Source organism: Marvinbryantia sp., from assembly GCF_047017445.1.
In the GTDB taxonomy this organism is placed as follows: domain Bacteria; phylum Bacillota; class Clostridia; order Lachnospirales; family Lachnospiraceae; genus Marvinbryantia.
In genome coordinates, this window is the sequence record NZ_JBKXTT010000022.1 from 43,955 (window position 1) to 63,544 (window position 19,590).

Genomic DNA, 19,590 nt, shown 5'->3' on the forward strand with positions numbered 1-19,590 from the left:
CTTCCTCCTAAACGCCGCGAATTGACGCCGTCACCATTGCCAGTGTGATCAAAAAAATCACGCCTGTGACGGATATGGTCTTTAAAAGCAGCGCCGCGCCCTCTCCAACGCCGCTGATACACTCCGTAATCCGCCGGTCAGAAATTGGCTGCACCGCCGCCCCGACCGCCTTATACAAAAAAGTACACACCAGAAGCCGCACCACCGGGGCAAGGCAGATCAGCACGATCACCAGAAGGCCCGCCACCCCGACTGCATTTTTCAGAAGCACCGCTGTTCCAAGAACCGTCTCCGTGACAGCGTTCAAAGTATTTCCAAGCACCGGAAGCGCCCCGGTCGCCTTCGTCCAGACGGAATTTTTTAAAGAGTCAATTGCCGGAAGCAGCAGCGCCTGCACGGTCTGGATGCCGACCACAAACGCCAGCAGTGTTTTCATAAGCCAGGAAAGCGCCAGATGAATAAGCTCTGCAAGCTTGGAAAAATGCTCCTCCTTTCCCAGGTGGTTCAGCAGCAGAAACAGAACGTAAAAGCGAATGCCCGGCAGCACGACATATGTCATCAGCACCTGTACCGCCGCAATGAAAACCAGCGTCAGCTCATAAAATGCAATCGCCGTCAGAGAACCCGCCGCCAGCGAAGCTACCACCAGGTAGGTCGGAAGGAGCAGCTTCATAAAATGAAGCATCTGCCGCAGATGCGTCTCTGTCATGCGCCCGAGGTCGCCAAATGCCTTCATTAAGATCACAAACAGCAAAAGATAGATCATATAAAACGCGATGTCAGAAATCTGATTTTTTTCGAACACCTTCACAAAATTCGAAAAAACAGCGGCGGCGATCGCCAGCACCATAATCTGAAATACCATGCTTTTCTGATTAGAAAGCTCAGCGAACGCCGCTTCCTTTAGTAATTCCTGCAAGGTCTCCCTGCTCAGCGGAAGCTCGCCTTTTAAAAGCTTCAGAATGCTCTCGCGGAAATCAAAATCATACGTTGGGAACATCTCGTCGATGCTGTCCTGCAGCTCCCCGAAATCCAGCTCGTCCAGATAAGAGCCGATCAGCTCCTCCGTCTCTTCTGCCTGCACTGCCGTGCCGTCCGAAAGCAATAGAAATATAAAAATCACGGCAACTATCCATGCCCGCTTCATTGCAGGTACTCCGAGATAGTATTTAAAAGCGCCAGCACGATCGGCGTGCTGACGGTCAGCACCGATATTTTTCCGGTCAGCTCGATCTGCCCGGCAACCGCCGAATAACCGGCATCCCGGCAAATGCTGGCGGCAAAATCGGCAATATAGGCAATTCCGACGATTTTCAGCAGGATTTTCAGATAGGCTTCCTTCACGGTAAGATACTGCACAAGCTGTGCGATCACTCCGGCAAGCGCCTGGATCCTGGAAATTGCGCAGAAAAAAATCAGCGTGCAGGTCGCAATACTGATGAGCGCGGAAAACTGCGGCTTCCACTCCCGCACAAAGAGCGACAGAAAAACGCCCGCGATCCCGAGAACCCCGATTTTCAGCATGTCCATATCCTTGTCCTCCTATCTGCCTACAGCGCAAACAGACTTTTGATCGTATCAAACAGTTCATAGATATAGGGAAGCAGCCAGAACAGCACAAGCACCAGTCCCGCCAGCGAAGCGAGGGATGCCTGGTCCTCCCGTCCCCCGTGCTTTAAAACCTGGCTGATGACCGACACCAGAATTCCGACCGCCGCAATTTTGAAAATAATGTTTACGCTCATGAGCCACCCCTTTTATACCAGCAGCAGCGCGCAGAAGCAGCCGCCCAAAAATCCCAGGCTCCGGTACATCTTCGCCTTCTGCCGGTAATCCTCCTGCGCCTGGGCGCGCGCCGCCGCAAGCTCCTCCTGGTAGAGCCGTATCGCCTGCACCTGCATTTCCCGGTCAGAATACCCCAGCCGCCTGCCAAAGCGTGCCACTTCCTGGATGTCCCTGTGGTTCAGCCCGGATATCCGCGAGAGCCTTTGCGCCTGTTCCTCAAAAATATCCCCCATGCTGCTGCCGCTTCGCTGCTCCATCGCCGCTGCTATCCCGGCAAAAAAAGCGCTCAGATTTCCTTCCGTCCTTTTCGACAATTCCGAAAAAATTTCCGGAAGCGGCGTCGCCGCATACTGAATCTCCCCCTTCAGCACCTGCATCAGACGCTCCAGCTCCGAAAGCCATTTCACGCGCTCCGCCAATTCCCTGCTCATTCCGGCTCCAAGCGCGCTGCTTGCAATGACAATGAAAATCATTCCCGCCGCTTTCAGCATAGCGCTCCCCCGCCGTGATAAATATCCGTTCCGCGGTCGTCGAAAATCTCTTTCACCTGTCCGATTTTTCGATGGTTATGTAGCACAATATAGCGCTCGAACACCCGCTCCTGCACAAGCTTCTGTAAGAGCGGCTTTCGCTGTACGTCCTCCATGGAATCTCCGTGGACGGTTGCCAGCAGCTTGCAGCCGCAGTGTATCACAGATTCGATCGCCCGGATATCCTGGTAATCCCCGATCTCATCAACCGCGATCATGCGCGGCGACATCGCCCGGATCAGCATCATCATGCCCTCCGCCTTCGGGCAGCAATCCAGCACATCCGTGCGGATTCCAAGATCATTCTGCGGCACACCAAGGTAAGCGCCGCCGATCTCCGAGCGTTCATCCACCACCCCGACGGTAATGCCCGGAAAATAAGATGTTCCATTTGATATCTGCCGGATCAGATCGCGCAGCAGCGTCGTCTTTCCGCAGCGCGGCGGTGAAATGATCAATGTGTGGCATACCTCGTCCCGCTCAATCAGATACGGCAGAATGTTGTCCGCGCATCCCTTTCTCTGATGGGAAAGGCGGATATTTAAAAAAGAAATATGCTTCACGCTTTTGATCTTCTCTCCCTCCATGATGATTTTTCCGGCGATCCCGATGCGGTGCCCGCCCTGAATGGTGAGAAAGCCCTGGCGGATCTCGTCCTCAAAGGCATACAGCGAGTAGTGTGCGATGTACTCCACCGTCTCCAGAAGCTCCCGGCGCTCCACCAGGTAGCCCTCCTCCTCTTTGTCCGTGATCTCACCCGTCGAACGCACAAAATATTCCCGCCCGTCCCAGGTGACCAGCAGCGGCTGCTCCACCCGCATCCGGATTTCCTGCAGCTTTTCAAAATCCACGTTCAGACGCTCCAGAACACGGCGCAGATTCCGTGAAAAAATTTTTAAAAATTCCTGTATATTTCTCATAACAACACTCCTGTGATATTTCCGTTGGCATTGCTTCGTTACTGTTCTCTCCGTTCACAGCAACACTGCTTCTTCTTTACCGGTAAGCGCCCGGCCTGTGCCAGCAGCTGCCATACTTCAATATATGAGTCTGTCCAAAAAATATGCCTGTGGATTGCTTGCAATTTTGCCACAGGCGTTGTATCATAATTCTACAGCTGCTGCCTGCTGCGGGGCATTTAACTCAGGAGCCTTTGCGAATGGCACGGATGAACTGCAGCGGAATAGGGATATATGCTTTATATTTAAGAATAAAGAGAGGTATTTGCATTATGAAGAAGAAAGTTGTTATCGCACTTGGACACCGTGCCCTCGGCACCACCTTCCCGGAGCAGCAGATCGCGGTGAAAGAATCCGCAAAGGTGCTTGCTGATATGGCGCAGGCGGGCTGCCAGCTTATCATCACGCACAGCAACGCGCCGCAGGTGGGCATGATCCACACCGCAATGAATGAATTTGCTCATTTTCACAGCGACTATACCGGCGCGCCCATGTCTGTCTGCTCCGCCATGAGCCAGGGCTACATCGGCTACGACATCCAGAATGCCCTCCGTGCAGAGCTTGTAAAACGCGGCATTTTCAAGACCGTCAGCACGATCCTCACGCAGGTGCTGGTCGATCCGTATGACGAGGCATTTTATCATCCGGTAAAGGTGATCGGGCGTTATCTTACAAAGGAAGAGGCAGAAAAAGAAGAGGCCAAGGGAAATCATGTAGTTGAGGAAAGCGGAAACCGCTACCGCCGGATCGTGTCGGCGCCGAAGCCGCAGGCGATCATCGAGATCGACGCCATCAACGCACTTCTGGACGCAGGGCAGTTTGTTATCGCCTGCGGAGGCGGCGGCGTGCCGGTGATGGAACAGGGAAATGTGCTGAAAGGCGCCAGCGCGATTATTGAAAAGGATTACGCGGCCGGAAAGCTGGCAGAAATGACAAATGCAGATGTGCTGCTGATCCTCACCAATGAGGAAAAAGTAGAAATCGACCGCGACAGCGCGCAGCCGACTGTTCTGGAAACGATCATTGCGGCAGAGGCGCGGGAGCATATCGAAAAGAAACAGTTCGGCGAGACGGCAATGCTGCCGAAGATCCAGGCTGCTGTCGACTTCGTCTCCGGACATGAGGGACGCGAGGCGATCATCACGAACCTGGAGCATGCGCTTGAGGCGATCGAGGGAAAGACAGGGACGCATATCACCTGCTAGATGAGCTTCTGCGCGGTAGGCGTGCCCGCAAGCCCGCCCCGCGCTGTCTCTCTCAGATCGGGATGCATCTGGTTTCCCACGCTTCTCATCGCGCCGACTACTTCATCGAAAGGGATCAGGCTCCTGATGCCGGCAAGCGCCATATCGCAGGAGAGCACCGCATTTACCGCTCCGATCGCGTTGCGTTTTACGCAGGGACATTCCACCAGTCCGCCAACCGGATCGCAGACCAGTCCCATCACATTTTTCAGAGCCATCGCTGCCGCGTGCAGCACGGCAGCAGCGTCTGCGCCGCACAGCTCGGCAAGCGCTCCCGCCGCCATTGCCGCCGCGCTTCCGGTCTCCGCCTGGCAGCCGCCGGAGGCTCCCGCAATGCTGGCGTTCTGCGCGATGATGCGTCCGATCGCTCCCGCCGTAAACAGTCCGCGGCAGATTTCGTCCTCATCAAACCCCTTCTGACCGCCGCAGATGATCAGCACTGCCGGAAGGATCCCGCTCGCCCCGGCTGTCGGAGCCGCCACGATCTTTCCCATCGCAGCGTTCCACTCCACGACCGCCATCGCAGCGGCAGTCACCTCCGCCAGATTTTTTCCCATATTACTCTGTCCGGCAAATTTCATCAGTTTCGCCGCATCCTCGCCGGTAAAAAATCCGCGCTGCGTTTTGTCCTCCCGCAGCCCCTCCCGGATGGATTCCTGCATAACGGAAAGATTCAGCTTCATCTCATCGACGATACTCTCCCGCGTCCGCTCGCTTTTTTCCATCTCATAGCGCAGCATGATCTCACTGATCGGAAGCCCTTCCTGTCTGCTGATTTCCTCTAACCGGGAGCCGGAATGAAATTCATACCTCAAAGCGCGCACACCTCCATGATATCTGTCAGATTTTTCTTTATGCTCTTTAAAATATCCTCTTCCACCGCTTCATCCGTCTCCAGCACCATACAGGCGTTCTGCCGCCGGGAGCTTCGGAAGCAGCGCATAAAGGCAATATTGATTCCCTTCTGCGCCAGCATCCCTGTCACCTGGCTGATCACGCCCGGCATATCCCGGTGGAAGATCAGAATGGTCGGATATTCGCAGCCAAAGGATACCTCCATGCCATTAATTTCCTGTATCTCAATATTCCCTCCGCCCACGGAGGCTCCCACCATATTGATCACATGACCGTTTTCGTCCTCAACGATGATTCTGGCGGTATTCGGGTGCTTCATGCTCTGACCGGAAAATTCCAGGGAAATATCCTTTCCCTGCTCCCGCGCCAGCACAAGCGCATTTCGTATCCGGCTGTCATCCGGCTCCATTCCGAGAAGCCCGGCGACGATCGCCCGATCCGTGCCGTGTCCCCTGCCGGTATCGGAAAAGGATCCGTACAGCGTCACCCTTGCCCGCTTCACTCTGCCGCCGGACAGACGGTACGCCACGCGCCCGAGCCTTGCGGCTCCGGCAGTGTGGGAGCTGGACGGTCCGATCATCCGCGGTCCGATAATATCAAATAGTCCGTACTCCTTCATCAAAATCCCCGCTCATTTTATTTAACAGATGGTAATCGTATAGGAACGCTCAAATACTTCGCCCGGCTCTGCCGTATTTCCATATTCCCGTTCTTCCAGTGTTCCGTAAAATTCGGTGCTGTCGCTTCTGCCATACCAGGGCTCGATGCATATGAACGGCGCGTTTTTGCCCGCCGGGGACCATACGCCAAAGAGCGGCGCATCAAATTCCACACTCACATACGGCCTCTTGTCCGGTCCTGCCAGCCACATTTTTCCGGTCTGGTGATGCTCGATCACGAGCGCATCCAGGTCGAATCGATCCTTCTCAATTTTGTGCAGCCCGTTCTCCAGTGTCATAGGATACTCCTTCGGGTCGATCAGATTACAGCTCAGATCGATCAGACGATACCTGAGCTCCTCCTTATCGGTTTCAAAGCCCATATAATAATCGGTCTGCTCTCCCGCTCCGTTTAGCGGGCACATAAATGCCGGATGTGCGCCGATAGAGAAATACAGTGTCTTTTCATCTGTATTTTCCACCTTCCAGAGCACCGAAATTTTACTGCCCTCCAGACGGTAGCCAATTTTCAGGCAAAAGTCGAACGGATAATTTTCCTTCGTCTCCCTCGTCGCTGAGAATGCAAACCAGATTTCCTCCTCCGTCTGCGAAAGCAGGTCGAACTCCTGATTTCTGGCGAAGCCGTGCTGGTTCATCGTGTAGGTGTTACCCTGATACGTATATTTTTTGTCCCGCAGACCGCCCACAAACGGAAACAGCACCGGGGATGTCCAGCCCCAGTAGCGGCTGTCGCCGTTCCAGAGATATTCTGCCCCGTTTTCCTTTTTTATAATCGAAATCAGCTCCGCGCTTTTGCTGCGGATCGTCACCTTTAACTGCTCATTTTCCAATACGTATGTCTGCATCGTTTTTTCTCCCTTCCTATTTCTCCAGATGATTTAAAATGTGGTTGCGGATCATTTCCATCGCGACCTGATTGTACCCGCCCTCCGGCACGATGATGTTTGCGTTTTTCTTGCTCGGCTCCACAAACTGCTCATGCATCGGCTTGACCGTGTGCAGATACTGGCTGATGACGGAATCAAGGCTGCGGGCCCGCTCCATTACGTCCCGCTGGATCCTGCGGATGATACGCAGGTCGGCATCGGTGTCCACAAAAATACGGATATCCATCAGCTCGCAGAGTGCCTTATTTTCAAAAATCAGAATTCCCTCGACAATAATTACCTGTCCGGGATTGATGATCACAGTATCCTTGCTGCGGTTGTGCACCGTATAGTCGTAGACCGGGCACTCCACCGATCTGCCCTGCCGCAGCAGCTTTAAGTGCTCGATCATCAGCTCCGTATCGAATGCGTTCGGATGATCATAGTTCAGCCTGCAGCGCTCCTCATACGTCATCTCGTCGTGCGCTTTGTAGTAGTCATCATGCTTGATGACTGTCACGCTCTCCTTCAGCTGCGCCGCGATCTGGTTTGTCAGCGTCGTTTTCCCGCTCCCGGAACCACCCGCGATCCCAATTACCAAAACATCTCCCATCGTCTTTTCTCTCCTTTATGCTTCGTATATGATCTACTATCTTTTCAGTCTCCCGATCGAGCACTGATGCTCCCATGCAGATGGATATCTGCGCTCCTTTTTCTGCTCTAATCGTACCATAAACTGCCCTGTTTATCAAGCGTCCACTCCGCTCCCTTTGGGATTTTACACAGCCGTCTACACTTTTTTGTAAAAATACTGTAAAAATGTCTGTTTCCTGTCGACATTTTCATAGCAACGGTGTAGGATATAAGAACAGGCTATATTTTTATTATGACAAGGAGATTTTTATGAGACGCAACAGACGAAAACGTATAAACCGGCAGCGACAGGAAAAAAAGCGTGCTTTCCGAAAAAAAGCGCTTATTTTCACTGCGGTGGTCGCCGCGGTTACTGCCGTTGATTTATTATATGTAAAACTGATGGATGGTCGTTTCTATCACCACACGACCCTGAACGGCTACTCCGTATCCGGCATGACCGCTGCGGAAGCCGTGGAATATCTGAAGAAGCCCTACAACGAACTTACCCTCCGCATTGATGAGCAGGGGGAGACGGTTCTGAATATCCCGTTCGACGAGATCGGCTATGCAGTGGACGAGCAGGCGCTTCTCAGTGCAGTCGAAGAGCTGATCGACCGGCAGAGCACATTTGTGTACCCCGGACTTCTTTTCGGCGACCGTTACGGAGCCCGCGTCCCCTTTACGGTGGATGAGACTGCATTTTCCTCTGCGGTCTGCGCCGACAGCCTCACAAAGCCGCGCGTTGCCACGACGGACGCCACGCTTGTGGAGCAGGACGGCAGCTTTGTGATTCAGCCGGAGGTCTACGGAACGGATTTCGCGGACAGCGACCTGCAGGCTCTTGTAAAAGAAGCAATCAACAAACAGCTCTCCGACGGCTCTGCAGACACTACCGTTACCGTGGAAATCCCGGAGAGTATTTACTACGTGCCCGCAATCACCCAGGACGATCCGGATCTTGCAGACACCATCGCGCTTTACCAGCGATACTGCAATGCCGAGATCACCTATACGTTCGGCGAGGTGACGGAGGTGCTCGACTGGAATACGATCCGCGACTGGATTCTGCCGGATCAGCCGGACGATCCGATCGACACGGAAGCGGTGTACAATTATGTGTACGCGCTGGCGGAGGAATACGACACCTACAGCCTGCCGCGCACCTTTGAGAGCACCAACCGCGGCACCATGACCATCGAGTACAACAGCTACGGCTATGAAATAGATATCGACCAGGAAGCAGCGCAGCTGATAGCTGATATTGAAGCCAACACCGTCACCACGCGCGAACCAATTTACTATCACGAGGGCTACAACCGTAACGGCAAGGACGATCTGAACGGCACCTATGTAGAAGTGGATCTCACCAATCAGTATCTTTGGTTCTACAAGTATGGCAGTCTGGTGGTCGAAAGCCCGATCGTCTCCGGTCTGCCCACAGAGGAGCGCGCCACACACGAGGGAGTATTTACCATTCCCTACAAGCAAAGCCCGGCAAATCTTGTCGGACAAGGCGGAGGCCCAGGCGAAACCTGGGACGTTGAGGTGCAGTACTGGATGCCGTTCGATGACGGTCAGGGACTGCACGACGCCACCTGGCAGTACAGCTTCGGCGGAACCGTATACCAGACAAACGGCTCCCACGGCTGCATCAATCTTCCGCTCGATGTAGCGGCTGCGATTTATAACGAAATGGAAGAAAATGTTTGTATTCTGATTTATAGCTAGAAATGTCTGAGCCGCCCGGATTAACCGGACGGCTCAATTTTATCTACGGAAGTGCGCTCAGATCCACCTCAAACAGCTGTTTGTAACGTTTTTCTCACTTTTTCAGGCGAGATTGTAACATTTTTCTGTCCCAGAAATAGTACTCCTTATCATACCCGTTTACTTCCCGGAGTATCAAAGCTTTTGCGTTACAGCAGTGCGCCCGGCAGGCAGGACGATTAAAATTTCCCCGCCCGGCAGTGAATGCTTTCAACTCACTGCAAAGCGGGGAGCTTTTTTCAAGAGCAGTATTTTCACTGCATTAAGACATTTACCTTTAAATAACTGCCCGGATTTTTTTCTATATCTATTACCGTTTCCGGCACCTCTTCTATAGATATTACCTTCGTAAGAATTGCCTTCGCATTGATTTTATTGTTATAAATCAAATCAATCGCTTCTTCAAATTCTCCGGCGCTTGTCCTCGCTCCACGGATATCCAGTTCTTTTTTCGTAAACATTGCAGTGTCCAGTTCCGTTGCTGCTTTGGGCCAGCCGGTAAGAATCACTCTTCCGGCGTTGGATACCATATCGATTGCACTGCGAACAGCAGACTGTGCTCCGGATGCTTCCATCACCACTTCCGGTCCTCTGCCATTCGTATACTCCTTCACTTTTTCCAGAAGGTTTTCCTTTGCCGGATTTACCGTATAATTTACTCCCAGCTCTCTTGCTTTTTCCAGTCTTTCATCCACCGGATCAATCATAATCGGCTGCGCGCCATAATGGAGCGCTATCATTGCCGCGAGAAGACCGATCGGTCCTGCCCCGCTTATTGCAATGTGTTCGCCTGCCTTTAATTTTGCACGATGAATTCCGTGAAGCGAGATCGTAACCGGTTCTGCAAGCGGAATTAATTCCCACGGCATATCCGACGGTACCGGAACCAGCATATCGGCGGGATGAGTAAAATATTCTGCAAATCCTCCATCTACATGTACTCCAAGCACCTTTAAATCTGTGCAGCAGTTTGTTCTCCCAATGCTGCACGGATAGCATTTTCCACAGTACAGATAAGGATCAAGAATTACCTTATCACCTGCCTTCAGCCCCTTTTCATTTTGCGGGATAGAAACAATTTCTCCCGCAATCTCGTGTCCGATAATTCTTGGATAGCTTACCAGTCCGTTCGTTCCCCGAAAAGCCCCAATATCTGAACCGCAGATGCCGGCAGATCTTACCTTTATCAACGCCTCTCCCTCTTTCGGTACCGGCATTTCCCCTTCTTCCAGGATAATCTCCCACGGCTTTACCAGCTTAATCTGTTTCATTTTTCTTCCTCCACAGGTATTATTCTAAACGTCTTGATTTCAAATGGTCTGAACATACAGGAAAAATTATTCCTCTTTCCTTTTTCCCCCTCAAGTTCTTCCTCCAGCATGTTGCACTCTGTTACACACCACCCCGGTATGACTCTCATATCTGCGTGCTGCCTGCATCCAAAGCCTTCATAGCATCTCGCGATCAGCCCGTCACCGTCCTCCGCCGGTTTCAATGTTTCCATAAATACTCCGGGGCAATCACAAACCATCGGCGCTTGGTAAGCAGGCTTCTTTGCTTTCTTTGCTTCTTTTCCGCTTCCCCATGCGCTGATAAGCGGCCGGTTCAGATCGTACGCCTCCTTCTGAATTTCCGCCCTGCGGTAATCCCCTTTATGCGGCATAAATGAATACGTAAATTCGTGAATTCCCTTATCAATATCATTCGGGAAAGACGGTGAGCGCAGAAGCGTTAAACGAATCACACCATCATGAATATCGTATCCGTATTTACAGTCATTCAGCAGCGCTGCGCCGTAGTCCGGCTCCGATAAGTCTGCAAACCGCTGTGCACATGTCTCAAATTTTTCTGCATCCCAGGAAGTGTTCGTATGCGTTGGTCTCTGCACCGTACCGAACTGAATCTCATAAGTAGCCTGGTCTGCCAAAACATCTGCCGGAAATGCTGCTTTCAGCAAAATGTGGCTTTCTCTCCATTCTATAATTGTGTGAAAGTCAATTCTTTTACTGTCACTATAAAAATAGATATCCTGACAAATTTCAGAGGATAAATACTTTCTCTTCTGGCGGACGCATGCTCTGACCGGCCCCATCTCAACCAGCTCCGAGGAAGTAAGATCGCTGCAGCAGTACATCTTTTCCCGGTAATACGGACTCAGCTCCCACGCGTCATACTGATACGGTCTGTCTTCATATGTTTCCAGCACATTAGCAGGCGCAGATAAAACCTCCCGCTGTTCTTCCTTATCGAATATAGATTCCAGGGTTCCGTCATTTGCAAATTTTACACGGATATACGCATTTTCGATAGTCTCTCCGTCCCATTTCCATGGATTTTCCGTCTCATTCTGCACTTCCTGCACATCAAATAGACTGATACTTCCCGCCGGTACATTCCTGATACTGGTCACATAAGAGTTTTGCCCTGCGTTCTGCGCATAGAACGACGTTCCATCCTCCCCGTTTAATCTAAGAACCGGCGCTTCCGACTGACAGGAAAATTCCAGTTTTCCGTTTCTGGAAAAGCCAAGTGTATTGATCACTGCCAGTTTTCCTTCCGGAACCTCCTGCATCAGCCCTTCCAGTGCATCCTCCGCATTTTTCCGGAATACCTGGAATATCTCCCTGTAAATACCTTTCACATCGTCGTATACTGCCGTGATAGAGGAACCCGGTAAAATATCGTGAAATTGATTGGTCAAAAATGCACGAATCGCTTTTCTCCATTCCTGTTTATCCCAACAATATCCTTTCTGACTGTATTCCGCTGCCGACATCAAAAATTCTGCACACTGCAGAAGATTTTCTGCTTTTCGGTTCAGCCGCTTTATAATTCCGGCCGTCGTATATGTGCCTCTGTGGAATTCCAGATAAAGTTCCCCGTTCCATACCGGCAGCTTTTTCTCGTTTATCACCTGATCCTCCAGCTCCTTAAAAAACTGCAGAACAGTAGAAAACTTTACTTTCGGACAACCGGGAATACCGCGCTCCATGCGCCTTCCTTTTTCAATCATTTCCCTGGTTGTACCGCCGCCGCCGTCTCCGTATCCATATGGCAGTAAAAATTCCGTATTCAGCGCTTTCTGACTGTAGCGCTTCCATCCGCCCATTACGTAATCCGGTTCCAACACTCCATTATAGGTCGTAATATGCGGACTTCTTGCAAAGCCAAATGGATTATAATTCACAGCATCGAACTGCTTTGCCGGGGCAAAATGTGTCAGAATCTCCGTACCGTCGATTCCCTTCCACAAAAATGTGTCAAACGGAATTTTATCCACCTCATTCCAGCTGATTTTCGTGGTCATGAAATAATCTATCCCGCATTTTTTACAGATCTGCGGAAGCGCCGCCGAATATCCAAAAACATCCGGCAGCCACAAAACCTTATTATCTGATCCAAATTCTTCCCGGAAATACCTTTTTCCTTCTAAGAACTGGCGAATCAGACTCTCTCCGGAGGTCAGATTGCAGTCTGCTTCCACCCACATACCACCCTCCGGCTCCCATCGTCCTGCTTTCACATACGCTCTCACCTTTTCAAATTGCTCCGGCTGCGCTTCTTTCAGATATTCGTAAAGCTGCGGCTGTGATGACATAAACACGTATTCCGGATATTCTTCCAGAAGCTTTAAAGCCGTATCAAAACTTCTCTGTGTTTTCATCCGTGTATGTGAAAACTGCCACATCCATGCTACATCGATATGCGTGTGTCCAATGCTTGCTGCGATGGCATTCAGCGATTCTCCATCCGCATACAGCATTTCCTGCAGAATTTTCTCCGCACACTCTGCGGACGCAAAAAACTGCATACTTCCCGGCTGACGCATATCAATCGCATTCACTGCCGCTGTCAGCGCATCCACGATTTTCAGCCCCGCATCGCTCTCACGTCCCACATATTTTGCTGCTTCATATGGGGTTTTCAAATCATAATAAAGCTTATTTATCAATGGTTCTACGGAATAAAAACGGATTGAAAACATTCCCTTTCTGTTTTCCTTATCACTCCAGCTTCTGTCTCTGATCGACATGCCGGACCATGCATCAAAATCAAGGCACAGAGTTTCTCCTGCTCTGGCACATTCCCGCAGCATGCACTCTTCGTGATAAATATCCATGCCCTGCATTGGCTCTCCATTACACCAGAGCAGGAACTGAGGATTCTGGGCGTACCAGTCGCGCTTATCCTGCGATATTTCAACCCACAGTGAACGTCCCTCATAAATTTCCGGAACAGTGAATTCACAGCGGAACCACCCGTACTCATCAAATCCTCCCCAACTGTCAAACGGATAAAAATCGACGAGTTCTTTCTCCCGTTCCGGCTCCATCTTCCCTGCACGGTATTTTATTTTTTCCGGAATGATAACATGCGAAATCGTACAAGCTTTCAGATCGGATATTGCCTGACTGATTCGCTCCAGTTCAAAAGCATCTATCTGATTCATTCTATATCTCCTTTATCCCTTCGCCGCTCCTGACAGACTAAAGCCCTTAGACATATAGTTCTGTGAGAGAACGTACAATAAAATAGAAGGCAGTGTATAAATAATGGAATATGCTGCCAGCGGACCATAGTCAATCAGTCCATACTGTCCGAAGAACTGATACAGTTTCACAGATGCCGGCAATTTATCAATGGAACTGAGCAAAATAAACGGAACGAAAAAGTTGCCCCAGCTCTTAGAAAATGTGTAGATAAATACCGTGCAGATTCCCGGAAACATCAATGGGAGAACAACTTTTGTAATAGATTTCATTGTTGTTGCTCCATCAACCCACGCAGCCTCCTCCAATTCTGCCGGAACTGCATCCATAAAGTTCTTCATCAGCCAGATCCCATATGGAAGCGAGGAAGCTGCCAGATACAAAATGACGCCCCAGAGACTGTCCAGCATGCCAAGGTTCAGATACATTTTGTACACCGGTACGATAACGGCAATCATTGGAAGCGCTGTCATAAACAGAATCACATTCATAAACACCTTTTTATAGCTCAGACGGTATCTTGAAAGCGGATATGCCGCTAATGCCGCCAGAACCACTACCAGAAAGGATTCTGCAAAAGAAATAATAAAGCCAATACCGTATGCTCTTAAATTATCCGTATTGGTAATAACACTTATATAATTTCCCAGTGTTACAGATGCCGGAATTTTCAATGCATCACTCGCATTTGGGTCAAATGAGGCAATTACGAGCCAGACCAGCGGAAGCAGGAAGGTAAGCGCCATAAAAGATAAAACAATATAATGTAATCGGTTCACTCTTGTTTTGTCCATAATATCCCTCCTAATCTTCCGTACGCAGCAGCTTTGTATAAATAATACTGCAGATAACGCCAACAAACAGAATCAGCATACCAATCGCGGTACCGAATCCAAGCTGCATACCTTTTAAGCCCTGATTATACATATAAATCGGCAGCGTCGTTGTTTTATTTGCCGGACCGCCTCCGGTCATCGCATAAATCAGACCGTATACTCCCAGGGTAGAAAGTGTATTCAACATGATATTCGTAGCAATCGTATCCTTGATACATGGTATTGTGATGAATCCAAGTACCTGAAGCCGGTTCGCACCATCCACTCTTGCAGCTTCTTCAATATCACCAGAAACATTATCCAGCGCAGACTGGAAATTCAGCATAGAAAATGCCATGCCATGCCAGACATTGGCAATAATAACGGAGAGCATCGGATGCTCATATAACCACGAAATATTTCGGATTCCAACTACTCCGAGAACCGCATTCAACGTCCCGTTCTCTTTAAAAAACGCCATAAAGCACAATGACACAACGATTTCCGGCATAACCCATCCGACAAGGAAACATGGTCCGACAACACTCCGGAAAGCTCTTGATTTCTGTTTCATAAAATAAGCGATCAGAAATCCCAGTATCGTCTGTCCCGCCAGACTTCCCACCAGAAAAATCAGCGTATTTTTAATACTGGTAATTGTACTGGGGTCTGTAAACATTCTTTTATAGTTTGCCAATCCAACAAATTGCAGGTTCTGGGCGTTTGACCCGCTCAGTGCAAGATTCGTAAATGAATAATAGATTGTCAGTATGATCGGAACCACAAAGAAGCATAACAGCACAATGACGGCCGGAAGCAATAAAACGGATTTCTTCAATTCATCGACAATCCCTGATTTTTGTTTCACAAGCATAGTCCTTATCCTTTCATAAAAAATGTGGAGGGCAGTCCGAAAACTGCCGCTCCACGCATAGACGAACTTATTTTTCTACTACGTTTTCTTCTCCAACTGTACGTGTTACATCAGAAGCGTACTGAGCCATTGCATCTTCCGGTGTTCCGCCGGATACAACCGACTCAACCATAGATTGAATATAAGTTGTTACAACAGAATACTGTTCATTCTGTGGTCTGAAGAAAGCACCTTCCAGAAGCGCTGTACCTTCTGCCTTAAACGGCTGTGCATTGTATTCTTCATCTTCCGCTGCATCTGCTCTTGTAACGATGTTCCCCTGAGCGATCACAGATTGTGTATATACAGGCGGCTCCATCATTTCTTTAATGAAGGAAAACGCTGCATCTTTTTCATCAGAAGCTTCCGGTACAGAAAGTGTCCATCCACCGGACATTGTTACTGTCCCGCCTCCGTTCTGCTTCGGCATTGCTGCAAATCCCATAATGCTCTGATAATCTGCCCACGGAGCAGCGCCATTCTCTGTCCAGTTCGAGCTGATCCATGCACCGTCCATCAGGATTGCAAGTTTCTGCTGCGGAAGATATTCTCTTCTTGCTGTATTGGTAGCCTGTCCGTTCAGTACCAGTGAAAGTGATGGTCCATAGCCGTTTGTATAAATATCGCTGATGAACTGAAGGACATCCTGAATCGCCTGGCTCTTTACAATCCATTTTCCGTCATCATCAACCAGCTTTTCTCCTGTTCCGTAAAGCAGCATCTCATAAGTCTGCATGGAAGTTGCCTCTCCTGTTGCAACACCGGAATTGCACCAGAAAGGAATCACATCCGGAACATTTTCCTTAATTGCAGCGCATGCATCCAGAATATCCTGCCAGTTCTCCGGCTGCCACTCTTCCGGGAGCCCCGCCTGCTTAAAGATTTCCTTATTGTACCAAATACCTCTTGTATCTGTGCAGAACGGTACGCCATATACAGCGCCATCTGCTGCAATAGAACCTGCTTTCATTGAATCATAATAAGTGCCGTCGTTCCACGCTTCATAATCTGCAAGATAAGAATCCAGATTTGCGAGATATCCTGCACTTACATCATTTGGAAGCTGGAAAGTATCTTCAAATACAACATCCGGGCAGGTATTTGCGTCTGCAAGCTGCAAAGCTACCTTTGTGTAATAATCCGACTCGGAACCTGTAATCGGAGCAATCTCCAGTTCATACTGATCTTTCAGCTCCCAGTTCTCGTATGTACTGTTAATCCATACATACCACGGATGATTCTCCCCCTGTCCGTCATCCTTAAAAGTCACTGTCAGTTTCTGTTTTTCGCCTTCTGCTGAAACAGTAACAGAAACGGCCGCAAATATGCCGGAAACCATTGCTGTTGTCAGAAGGGCACTCATTAATTTACGTTTCATAATCTCTCTTCTCCTTTGTTTTTATGGTGACATCATTGTAGCAAAACTGTATCCTGTCTGTATATTCTACTATTTTAAAAAAAGGATACTATTTTAAACTCAACGCATAATTGCAACACGCACATCATCCTGAAGACCGGAAAGAAGACTGTCTGCATTCACGTTTCGCTTAACCAGAATATTATACTGGTAAGCTGCCAGAATGCTGCTGACTTCAAACCAATTAGAATTACTTCCCGGAACACTTCCTTTTTCTCTGAATATATCATCCAGAATCTGTACATCATCTGAAAGTGAAATTTCTGCTTCCGACAAATATAATGGCAGAGTACCGGTTTTTTCTATAATTTCTCTGCGGTTATTCTCTTCAAATAAGAACTGCAGAAAATCGGAAGCCTGTGTGCCGGCAGTTTTTAAAATACCAATTGCATTCCCGGTTACAGCATGTCCGGTTTTTACACCTTCCGGTATAGGATAAATGCGAAATTCTGTACTCTCCATTTTTGTTTCCAGACAACCCCGGATACTAAGCGGAGCCAACAGCATCAGCATTTTTCTTTCAGCAAACTCATATGCGGCATCCGTTGGTGTGCAATTAACCACATTTTTATTTATACACCCGCGTTTCTTTAATATATCCAGTAATTCCAGCGTATTCTTTCCGCCTTCCGAATCCAGCGCATAATAATTTCCGTCAAAAGTATATAGTATGGCATCGAATAAATCGGCTGCATCCCCTGTCCTTTTCACGCCAAACCCCAGACCGGATATTCCTGTCTCGCCTGTTTTTTCGCAGATATCCAGCAATTCTTCCCAGGTCTGCGGATATGCGCTTTGTTTTCTTTCAAAATAGACTGTATTACAGAACAATACATATGGATCCAGTGTAAATGGAATTCCATAATATTTGCCCTCATCACTGAACTCTTTCCATAATTCCGGATACAGCAGGGTTTCCCGAAACTCCCGGTCAGCAAGCGCTTCCGGAACCTCCTGCAGCACTTCCATATCCATCAGTCCGGTCACTTCTCTATTACTGCATATCACAAGGTCAAGCTGTTTTCCTACATCCACGCTGAGACAAACTTCTTTTTTCAGATTTTCACGGTCAATCCATTGAAACTGCACATCTACTCCATCACATTGCCGCTCATATTGCTCTGCAATACTATTTAACAGCTCCTGTTCGCTCTTCAGCTCATAAGATGCAAGTATCCGGATAACGCTTGTACTATTTTCTGTTCGTTCGTACCGATTGCCGTTCCCGCTCTGAAAGGTCAGATATACAAGAATAAGAGCCGCAAGCAGCCCCGATATCAGCAGAAAAAAGATTCCCTTTATTTTCACGGTTTGTATTCCCTCCTGTATTCCGACGGTGTCACTCCACATAATTTTTTAAATATCTTTACAAAATATTTTTGATCGTGAAATCCAACCGCTTCTGCCACTTCGTATACCTTACAGTTTTCCGTAAGCAACATGCGCTTCGCAATACTGATCCGGAAGTTCTGAAGAAAGTGGCTGAAATTAATTCCCGTCTCATTATAAAAAATTTTGCTGAGATATTCCGGCGTCACGCGGCAGATTCTTGCCAGATCAGAAAGCGCGATTTCTTCGCTATAGTGCTCCCTTATATACGAAATCGCATTCATAACAATCCCATTTTCAACTTCAAGCTCCTGTTTTTGTTCCCGCACAATAGTGTGGAAAAACTTTTCCAGCTGATAACGCATTTCTCCTCTTGTCTCGCTGGAAATCACCGCTTCCACAAAATATTTAATATTCTCTTCCTGTGCAAAATACTCTTTCATCTCTTTTGCTACATGCAGGACATTGGCAATCAGACGGATCGCATACTCCTTCATTACATCCGGTTCCGCCTCACTGTTAATAATTTCTTCGATAAAGCTTTTTCCAAATACATCTATTTTTTCCCGGTGACCGCTCCTCATTTCCCGGATAATTACGTTTTCCAGACTCTGCGGATATGCCAGTTCGCTGTATTTAACAGACTCCACGCTTTCCCGGTCGACAATTGTGTGCTCCGGCAGAGAAAAAGCAAAAGACCGCATTTCATTCATGCATGCTACAGCGTCTACCAGGCTTCTGATTCCATAAATGCGCTGATATACACATGTACAACCCCCGATTTCTTCCAGCTCCGGAAGTATCCGCATAGCAAATCTGTTTTTCAGACTTCTATTTTTTTCAGTACCAACAATTAGCGCCATAATCTGTTTTTCACCCGGGATCTGGAAAACATGCGCATTTTCAATACATAAGCTTCTCATCAATTCTTCCAGACACCGTCCATACTCTTTGATATGCTCTGCAAAAATCTTACGGGGCGATATCAAAAACAGCGTAATTTCTGTTTTTTCATTTACATGAAGGCGTTCACTCAACAACTGCTCATCTGTCGCCTTCTCTCCTTTATTCGCGAGATAATTCGCCAGCAGCTGCTCTACCGACACATGTGAACTGCGAATATTAGAAATACGGGCCTCAACCGCATCCAGATTTTTTAAAAATTCTTCCGCATCCAGCGGCTTCAATAAATAATCCAACACCTGAAATTTCAGCGCTCTTCTTGCATATTCAAAATCTGAATAACCTGCGGAAAAGATAATATTAAATGCGAAAGGAAGCGAAAGCCTCCCGACGCATTATTT

18 protein-coding genes are annotated in these 19,590 nt (G+C 48.8%); 2 read left to right on the forward strand and 16 right to left on the reverse strand.

Annotated features, from left to right (window positions below; translation table 11 throughout):
- Positions 1-7: 7 nt before the first annotated feature.
- From ACLU9Q_RS18310 to spoIIIAA, 5 genes are read right to left on the reverse strand one after another with little or no spacing between them, the layout of a single operon-like run.
- A complete protein-coding gene (locus ACLU9Q_RS18310) occupies positions 8-1,147 on the reverse strand; it encodes a stage III sporulation protein AE (RefSeq protein ID WP_296841290.1) in 1,140 nt (379 codons plus the stop codon).
- On the reverse strand, positions 1,144-1,530 hold the full coding sequence (locus ACLU9Q_RS18315) for a SpoIIIAC/SpoIIIAD family protein (RefSeq protein WP_296841288.1): 387 nt from the start codon (positions 1,528-1,530) through the stop codon (positions 1,144-1,146). Before ACLU9Q_RS18315 ends, ACLU9Q_RS18310 begins: the two co-directional genes overlap by 4 nt.
- A 20-nt stretch (positions 1,531-1,550) precedes the next feature.
- Positions 1,551-1,745, reverse strand: coding sequence for a stage III sporulation protein AC (spoIIIAC, locus tag ACLU9Q_RS18320; RefSeq protein WP_296841285.1), 195 nt, complete (start codon positions 1,743-1,745; stop codon positions 1,551-1,553).
- Positions 1,746-1,757: 12 nt separating this feature from the next.
- Entirely contained in the window at positions 1,758-2,276 is a 519-nt protein-coding gene (locus ACLU9Q_RS18325) for a stage III sporulation protein AB (RefSeq protein WP_296907291.1), read from the reverse strand.
- Entirely contained in the window at positions 2,270-3,235 is a 966-nt protein-coding gene (gene spoIIIAA, locus ACLU9Q_RS18330; protein WP_296907294.1) for a stage III sporulation protein AA, read from the reverse strand. Before spoIIIAA ends, ACLU9Q_RS18325 begins: the two co-directional genes overlap by 7 nt.
- Before the next feature lie 311 nt (positions 3,236-3,546).
- On the opposite strand from spoIIIAA, the gene arcC reads away from it, so the two are divergent.
- Positions 3,547-4,479, forward strand: coding sequence for a carbamate kinase (arcC, locus tag ACLU9Q_RS18335; RefSeq protein WP_296841353.1), 933 nt, complete (start codon positions 3,547-3,549; stop codon positions 4,477-4,479).
- On the opposite strand, the gene sdaAA is transcribed toward arcC, so the two are convergent.
- From sdaAA to udk, 4 genes are read right to left on the reverse strand one after another with little or no spacing between them, the layout of a single operon-like run.
- Complete coding sequence (gene sdaAA / locus ACLU9Q_RS18340) at positions 4,476-5,333, reverse strand: L-serine ammonia-lyase, iron-sulfur-dependent, subunit alpha (RefSeq protein WP_298513146.1); 858 nt, start codon at positions 5,331-5,333, stop codon at positions 4,476-4,478. The genes arcC and sdaAA overlap by 4 nt on opposite strands.
- Complete coding sequence (sdaAB, locus tag ACLU9Q_RS18345; RefSeq protein WP_296833285.1) at positions 5,330-5,992, reverse strand: L-serine ammonia-lyase, iron-sulfur-dependent subunit beta; 663 nt, start codon at positions 5,990-5,992, stop codon at positions 5,330-5,332. The genes sdaAA and sdaAB overlap by 4 nt, the downstream gene beginning before the upstream one ends.
- Before the next feature lie 21 nt (positions 5,993-6,013).
- Positions 6,014-6,898: an aldose 1-epimerase family protein gene (locus ACLU9Q_RS18350; RefSeq protein ID WP_296833288.1), complete on the reverse strand. Its 885-nt coding sequence runs from the start codon at positions 6,896-6,898 to the stop codon at positions 6,014-6,016.
- A 16-nt stretch (positions 6,899-6,914) separates the two neighbouring features.
- A complete protein-coding gene (udk, locus tag ACLU9Q_RS18355; RefSeq protein WP_296833290.1) occupies positions 6,915-7,532 on the reverse strand; it encodes a uridine kinase in 618 nt (205 codons plus the stop codon).
- Between the two features lie 290 nt (positions 7,533-7,822).
- Between udk and ACLU9Q_RS18360 the strand changes: the two genes are divergently transcribed.
- A complete protein-coding gene (locus ACLU9Q_RS18360) occupies positions 7,823-9,283 on the forward strand; it encodes a L,D-transpeptidase family protein (RefSeq protein WP_412625802.1) in 1,461 nt (486 codons plus the stop codon).
- A gap of 293 nt (positions 9,284-9,576) precedes the next feature.
- Here ACLU9Q_RS18360 and ACLU9Q_RS18365 read toward each other — a convergent pair whose 3' ends face one another.
- From ACLU9Q_RS18365 to ACLU9Q_RS18395, 7 genes are all read right to left on the reverse strand, one after another.
- Positions 9,577-10,593, reverse strand: a complete 1,017-nt coding sequence (locus ACLU9Q_RS18365) for a zinc-binding alcohol dehydrogenase family protein (RefSeq protein ID WP_298513142.1) — start codon at positions 10,591-10,593, stop codon at positions 9,577-9,579.
- The gene (locus ACLU9Q_RS18370) at positions 10,590-13,772 is read right to left on the reverse strand and encodes an alpha-mannosidase (RefSeq protein WP_298513140.1); all 3,183 of its coding nucleotides are present in this window, start codon (positions 13,770-13,772) and stop codon (positions 10,590-10,592) included. Before ACLU9Q_RS18370 ends, ACLU9Q_RS18365 begins: the two co-directional genes overlap by 4 nt.
- Positions 13,773-13,784: 12 nt before the next feature.
- Complete coding sequence (locus ACLU9Q_RS18375) at positions 13,785-14,606, reverse strand: carbohydrate ABC transporter permease (RefSeq protein ID WP_412625805.1); 822 nt, start codon at positions 14,604-14,606, stop codon at positions 13,785-13,787.
- Positions 14,607-14,616: 10 nt separating this feature from the next.
- Positions 14,617-15,495 (reverse strand): carbohydrate ABC transporter permease, encoded by an 879-nt coding sequence (locus ACLU9Q_RS18380; protein WP_412625806.1) that lies wholly within the window; start codon positions 15,493-15,495, stop codon positions 14,617-14,619.
- Between the two features lie 73 nt (positions 15,496-15,568).
- A complete protein-coding gene (locus ACLU9Q_RS18385; protein WP_412625807.1) occupies positions 15,569-16,918 on the reverse strand; it encodes an extracellular solute-binding protein in 1,350 nt (449 codons plus the stop codon).
- Positions 16,919-17,017: 99 nt separating this feature from the next.
- Positions 17,018-18,265 (reverse strand): ABC transporter substrate-binding protein, encoded by a 1,248-nt coding sequence (locus ACLU9Q_RS18390; protein ID WP_412625808.1) that lies wholly within the window; start codon positions 18,263-18,265, stop codon positions 17,018-17,020.
- Complete coding sequence (locus tag ACLU9Q_RS18395; RefSeq protein WP_412625809.1) at positions 18,262-19,488, reverse strand: helix-turn-helix transcriptional regulator; 1,227 nt, start codon at positions 19,486-19,488, stop codon at positions 18,262-18,264. The genes ACLU9Q_RS18390 and ACLU9Q_RS18395 overlap by 4 nt, the downstream gene beginning before the upstream one ends.
- Positions 19,489-19,590: the final 102 nt, after the last annotated feature.

Excerpts from the sequence above, each read along its gene's own strand:
- spoIIIAC (WP_296841285.1), bottom strand. The coding sequence starts at position 1,745 with ATGAGCGTAAACATTATTTTCAAAATTGCGGCGGTCGGAATTCTGGTG.
- udk (WP_296833290.1), bottom strand. The coding sequence starts at position 7,532 with ATGGGAGATGTTTTGGTAATTGGGATCGCGGGTGGTTCCGGGAGCGGG.
- ACLU9Q_RS18350 (WP_296833288.1), bottom strand. The coding sequence starts at position 6,898 with ATGCAGACATACGTATTGGAAAATGAGCAGTTAAAGGTGACGATCCGC.
- sdaAB (WP_296833285.1), bottom strand. The coding sequence starts at position 5,992 with ATGAAGGAGTACGGACTATTTGATATTATCGGACCGCGGATGATCGGA.
- spoIIIAA (WP_296907294.1), bottom strand. The coding sequence starts at position 3,235 with ATGAGAAATATACAGGAATTTTTAAAAATTTTTTCACGGAATCTGCGC.
- ACLU9Q_RS18360 (WP_412625802.1), top strand. The coding sequence starts at position 7,823 with ATGAGACGCAACAGACGAAAACGTATAAACCGGCAGCGACAGGAAAAA.
- ACLU9Q_RS18365 (WP_298513142.1), bottom strand. The coding sequence starts at position 10,593 with ATGAAACAGATTAAGCTGGTAAAGCCGTGGGAGATTATCCTGGAAGAA.
- ACLU9Q_RS18310 (WP_296841290.1), bottom strand. The coding sequence starts at position 1,147 with ATGAAGCGGGCATGGATAGTTGCCGTGATTTTTATATTTCTATTGCTT.
- ACLU9Q_RS18375 (WP_412625805.1), bottom strand. The coding sequence starts at position 14,606 with ATGGACAAAACAAGAGTGAACCGATTACATTATATTGTTTTATCTTTT.
- arcC (WP_296841353.1), top strand. The coding sequence starts at position 3,547 with ATGAAGAAGAAAGTTGTTATCGCACTTGGACACCGTGCCCTCGGCACC.
- ACLU9Q_RS18315 (WP_296841288.1), bottom strand. The coding sequence starts at position 1,530 with ATGGACATGCTGAAAATCGGGGTTCTCGGGATCGCGGGCGTTTTTCTG.
- ACLU9Q_RS18370 (WP_298513140.1), bottom strand. The coding sequence starts at position 13,772 with ATGAATCAGATAGATGCTTTTGAACTGGAGCGAATCAGTCAGGCAATA.
- ACLU9Q_RS18325 (WP_296907291.1), bottom strand. The coding sequence starts at position 2,276 with ATGCTGAAAGCGGCGGGAATGATTTTCATTGTCATTGCAAGCAGCGCG.
- ACLU9Q_RS18385 (WP_412625807.1), bottom strand. The coding sequence starts at position 16,918 with ATGAAACGTAAATTAATGAGTGCCCTTCTGACAACAGCAATGGTTTCC.